The organism is Actinomyces sp. zg296 (assembly GCF_009829695.1).
Taxonomy (GTDB): domain Bacteria; phylum Actinomycetota; class Actinomycetes; order Actinomycetales; family Actinomycetaceae; genus Actinomyces; species Actinomyces marmotae.
In genome coordinates this window covers 1-5,688 of sequence record NZ_VWPG01000019.1, presented here as the reverse complement: position 1 = coordinate 5,688, position 5,688 = coordinate 1, and the positions used below count along the sequence as shown (strand labels likewise).

The following is a 5,688-nucleotide window of genomic DNA, read 5'->3' as shown; positions in this document are numbered from 1 at the left end:
TGGGTGTGTTGTTTGAGAACTCGATAGCGTGTCATGCTTGTTTATGTCTTGTTTTTTGTTTGGCCTGTGCTGCTGCTGTTTTGGTGGTGGTGTGGGTTGGGCCTGGTCTTTTTTTCTGGGCTTGTATGGAGTGGGCGCGTTCTTGGTTTGCTTTGTTTTTGGTGGGCTTGGGGCGTGTTTGTTTCATGTTTTGTTTGGAGAGTTTGATCCTGGCTCAGGACGAACGCTGGCGGCGTGCTTAACACATGCAAGTCGAACGGTGAAGCCCTGGCTTTTGTTGGGGTGGATGAGTGGCGAACGGGTGAGTAACACGTGAGTAACCTGCCCCCTTCTTCTGGATACCGCCACGAAAGTGGTGTTAATACGGGATATTCTGGTCCTGCCGCATGGTGGGGTTGGGAAAGGTCTTTTCTGGTGGGGGATGGGCTCGCGGCCTATCAGCTTGTTGGTGGGGTGATGGCCTACCAAGGCTTTGACGGGTAGCCGGCCTGAGAGGGTGGACGGCCACACTGGGACTGAGACACGGCCCAGACTCCTACGGGAGGCAGCAGTGGGGAATATTGCACAATGGGCGGAAGCCTGATGCAGCGACGCCGCGTGAGGGATGGAGGCCTTCGGGTTGTAAACCTCTTTCGCCAGTGAAGCAGGCCTGCTCTATTGTGGGTGGGTTGACGGTAGCTGGATAAGAAGCGCCGGCTAACTACGTGCCAGCAGCCGCGGTAATACGTAGGGCGCGAGCGTTGTCCGGAATTATTGGGCGTAAAGGGCTTGTAGGCGGCTGGTCGCGTCTGCCGTGAAATCCTTCGGCTTAACCGGGGGCTTGCGGTGGGTACGGGCCGGCTTGAGTGCGGTAGGGGAGACTGGAATTCCTGGTGTAGCGGTGGAATGCGCAGATATCAGGAGGAACACCGGTGGCGAAGGCGGGTCTCTGGGCCGTTACTGACGCTGAGGAGCGAAAGCGTGGGGAGCGAACAGGATTAGATACCCTGGTAGTCCACGCCGTAAACGTTGGGCACTAGGTGTGGGGGGCCTTTCCGGGTTTTCCGCGCCGCAGCTAACGCATTAAGTGCCCCGCCTGGGGAGTACGGCCGCAAGGCTAAAACTCAAAGGAATTGACGGGGGCCCGCACAAGCGGCGGAGCATGCGGATTAATTCGATGCAACGCGAAGAACCTTACCAAGGCTTGACATGTGCCGGACGCTTCCGGAGACGGGGGTTCCTCTTTTGGGGCCGGTTCACAGGTGGTGCATGGTTGTCGTCAGCTCGTGTCGTGAGATGTTGGGTTAAGTCCCGCAACGAGCGCAACCCTTGTCCCGTGTTGCCAGCGCGTTATGGCGGGGACTCGCGGGAGACTGCCGGGGTCAACTCGGAGGAAGGTGGGGATGACGTCAAATCATCATGCCCCTTATGTCTTGGGCTTCACGCATGCTACAATGGCCGGTACAGAGGGTTGCGATGCCGTGAGGCGGGGCGAATCCCTTAAAGCCGGTCTCAGTTCGGATCGGTGTCTGCAACTCGACACCGTGAAGTTGGAGTCGCTAGTAATCGCGGATCAGCAACGCCGCGGTGAATACGTTCTCGGGCCTTGTACACACCGCCCGTCACGTCATGAAAGTCGGCAACACCCGAAGCCCGTGGCCTTACGGGGAGCGGTCGAAGGTGGGGCCGGTGATTGGGACGAAGTCGTAACAAGGTAGCCGTACCGGAAGGTGCGGCTGGATCACCTCCTTTCTAAGGAGTTTTTTGCTCTCGCTGTCTTGGGTGGGTGGGGGCGGCTTGTTTGTTCTGCTGGCCTGAAAGTGGGTTGGTGGCGGGTCGTTTCTGCTTGTCTGGGGCGTGTTTGGTGGGAGTTTTTTGGGCGTGGGCGAGCATGGCGCGTTATCGGGGTTCTGGGACAGCGCGCTTTGGCGTGGTGTGCCTTGGTGGGCCTGGCTGGGCTCGTGGCCGCTGGTTTTGGTGGTTGTGGGGTCTGGTGTGGGTGGGTTGGTTGTGAACTGCATAGTGGGCGCGAGCATCAGCGCGCCTCGTGAATCCCTTGCTTGTGGCGCGATGCGTCTGGGGGTTTGTGGGGCGTGTTTTTTGTTTTGCTTTGGTCTTGTTTTGTTTGTGTGTTTTTTGTGTGTTGCTTGTTTTTATGGGCGTTCGGTGGATGCCTTGGCATCAGGGGCCGATGAAGGACGTGGTGGCCTGCGATAAGCCTCGGGGAGCCGGCTAGCGGGCTGTGATCCGAGGGTTTCCGAATGGGGGGACCCGGCCGGGGTCATGCCCGGTCACCCGCGCTTGAATTCATAGGGCGTGGGGGGTGACGCGGGGAAGTGAAACATCTCAGTACCCGTAGGAGAAGATATTCCGTGAGTAGTGGCGAGCGAAAGCGGATGATGGTTAAACCATGGTCGTGTGATTACCCGGCAGGGGTTGCGGTCGTGGGGTTGTGGGGCATTGTTTTCCCGTTGCTGCCGTGGCGGGGCGCAGTGATCAAGCCTGTGTGGTAGCCGAACCTTCTGGGAAGGAGGGCCGTAGTGGGTGAAAGCCCCGTAGGTGAAACCGGTGGGCCTGCGTGATGGTGTTCCCGAGTAGCACGGGGCCCGTGGAATCCTGTGTGAATCTGCCGAGACCACTCGGTTGCCTGAATACTTCCTGATGACCGATAGCGGATAAGTACCGTGAGGGAATGGTGAAAAGTACCCCGGGAGGGGAGTGAAAGAGTACCTGAAACCGGGCGCCTACGAGCCGTCAGAGCCCTTTCGTTTTGTGGGGGTGATGGCGTGCCTATTGAAGAATGAGCCTGCGAGTCAGTGGCGCGTCGCGAGGCTAACCCGTGTGGGGGAGTCGTAGCGAAAGCGAGTCCGAAAGGGCGTTGTGAGTGGCGCGTTCTGGACCCGAAGCGGGGTGATCTACCCATGGCCAGGTTGAAGCACGTGTAAGAGCGTGTGGAGGACCGAACCCACCTCAGTTGAAAATGGGGGGGATGAGCTGTGGGTAGGGGTGAAAGGCCAATCAAACTCCGTGATAGCTGGTTCTCCCCGAAATGCATTTAGGTGCAGCGTCTCGTGTTGCCCGGCGGAGGTAGAGCTACTGGGTGGCTGATGGGCCCCACAGGGTTACTGACGTCAGCCAAACTCCGAATGCCGTTCGGGTGGTAGCGGGGCAGTGAGACGGCGGGGGATAAGCTCCGTCGTCGAGAGGGAAACAGCCCAGATCGCCGGCTAAGGCCCCTAAGCGCGTGCTAAGTGGGAAAGGATGTGCGGTCGCGCAGACAACCAGGAGGTTGGCTTAGAAGCAGCCATCCTTGAAAGAGTGCGTAATAGCTCACTGGTCAAGTGATCGTGCGCCGACAATTTAGCGGGGCTCAAGCACGCCGCCGAAGCCGCGGACCTGCCGCGTTGTTCCTTCCTTATCGTTTTTTGGCGGTGGGGCAGGGGCGGTGGGTGGTAGGGGAGCGTCCCGCGCCGGGTGAAGCCTCGGGGTGACCCAGGGGTGGACGGCGCGGGAGTGAGAATGCAGGCATGAGTAGCGATACTAGGGTGAGAAGCCCTAGCGCCGAATGACCAAGGGTTCCAGGGCCAGGCTAGTCCGCCCTGGGTGAGTCGGGACCTAAGGCGAGGCCGACAGGCGTAGTCGATGGACGACGGGTTGATATTCCCGTACCGGTGTAGCACCGCCCATGCTGACGTGCGGGTGCTAACCCACGCTGTTGCTGGCCGTGTCCTGCTGGGAAGCTTTCGGGTTTCTTGGTGGGTGGTTGGTGATGGTCTGGGGATCCTCCGTGCTGGTAGGCAAGCGCATTAACAGGGGTGACGCGCAGTGGTAGCCCCGCGGGCCTGATGGCTTGGCCCGTTCAAGCGTGTGGCCCGGTCCCCAGGTAAGTCCGGGGGCCACTCATCCTGCTGTTTGGTGGGGTGGGAGGGTGAGGCGTGATGGTGACCCCGTTTGATAGCGGGGGATAGTAGGGTGATCCTGTGGCGCCGAGAAAAGCCCCGGCGCGAGGTGCGAGCCGCCCGTACCCTAAACCGACACAGGTGGTCGGGCAGAGTATGCCTAGGCGCACGAGTGAATCATGGTGAAGGAACTCGGCAAAATGCCCCCGTAACTTCGGGAGAAGGGGGGCCCGATCCTTGAAACAGTTTGCCTGTTAGGGGGGAGGGTCGCAGAGACCAGGGGGAAGCGACTGTTTACTAAAAACACAGGTCCGTGCGAAGCCGCAAGGCGATGTATACGGACTGACGCCTGCCCGGTGCTGGAAGGTTAAGAGGATCCGTCAGCCCCCTTGTGGGGTGAAGCGGTGAATTTAAGCCCCAGTAAACGGCGGTGGTAACTATAACCATCCTAAGGTAGCGAAATTCCTTGTCGGGTAAGTTCCGACCTGCACGAATGGCGTAACGACTTCCTCGCTGTCTCCACCATGAGCTCGGCGAAATTGCATTACGAGTAAAGATGCTCGTTTCGCGCAGAAGGACGGAAAGACCCCGGGACCTTTACTATAGCTTGGTATTGGCGCCCGCTATGGCTTGTGCAGGATAGGTGGGAGACTGTGAAGCCGTCACGCCAGTGATGGTGGAGTCGTCGTTGAAATACCACTCTGGCCATGGCGTGCGCCTGAACCTGGGCCCGTGATCCGGGTCAGGGACAGTGCCTGGTGGGTAGTTTAACTGGGGCGGTTGCCTCCTAAAGAGTAACGGAGGCGCTCAAAGGTTCCCTCAGCCTGGTCGGCAACCAGGTGTTGAGTGCAAGTGCACAAGGGAGCTTGACTGCGAGACCGACGGGTCGAGCAGGTGCGAAAGCAGGAACTAGTGATCCGGCGATCCCGTGTGGGTGGGTCGTCGCTCAACGGATAAAAGGTACCCCGGGGATAACAGGCTGATCCTGCCCAAGAGTCCATATCGACGGCATGGTTTGGCACCTCGATGTCGGCTCGTCGCATCCTGGGGCTGGAGCAGGTCCCAAGGGTTGGGCTGTTCGCCCATTAAAGCGGTACGCGAGCTGGGTTTAGAACGTCGTGAGACAGTTCGGTCCCTATCCTCTGCGCGCGCAGGATACTTGAGAAGGCCTGTCCCTAGTACGAGAGGACCGGGACGGACGAACCTCTGGTGTGCCAGTTGTCCCGCCAGGGGCACGGCTGGTTGGCTACGTTCGGGACGGGTAACCGCTGAAAGCATCTAAGCGGGAAACCATCTTCAAGATGAGGTATCCACGCCCCCTTCGTGGGGTGGGAGGCCCCCAGTAGACCACTGGGTTGATAGACCAGGAGTGGACAGCCTGTAAGGGCCATCGAGCTGACTGGCACTAATCGGCCGATACAAGCACACACACACACAACAACGCCCCACCAGTCCTCAAAGGAAGGCTCCTCGTTTTGAGGGGGTTCTTTTGGTGGTGGTGGTGTGGTTGATGGGATCATAGACGCGCGCCCACTATGCGGTCCACGACCAACCCGGACCCAACCCCCCAACAACAACACCCTCGTTTCTTGATCGTGGGTGTGTGGGGTGGGGTGGGCCGGCCATACCACGGACTATTGCTTGCCCTCCTTGTTGGTGGGTGGTGTGGTTGGTGGTTGAATTTGATAGACGTCCCGGTGGTCATAGCGGGGGTGCCACGCCCGGCTCCCTTTCCGAACCCGGAAGCTAAGACCCCCAGCGCCGATGGTACTGTCCCTGCCAGGGGGCGGGAGAGTAGGACACCGCCGGG

Annotated in this window: 3 rRNA genes; all 3 read left to right on the top strand. The window is 59.6% G+C overall.

The window, feature by feature from the left end:
• Positions 1 to 191: 191 nt before the first annotated feature.
• Positions 192 to 1,731, top strand: a 16S ribosomal RNA gene (locus GVV76_RS10100).
• 391 nt (positions 1,732 to 2,122) lie between these two features.
• Positions 2,123 to 5,306 (top strand): 23S ribosomal RNA (locus GVV76_RS10095).
• Between the two features lie 265 nt (positions 5,307 to 5,571).
• Positions 5,572 to 5,688 (top strand): 5S ribosomal RNA (rrf, locus tag GVV76_RS10090); the annotation flags it as partial.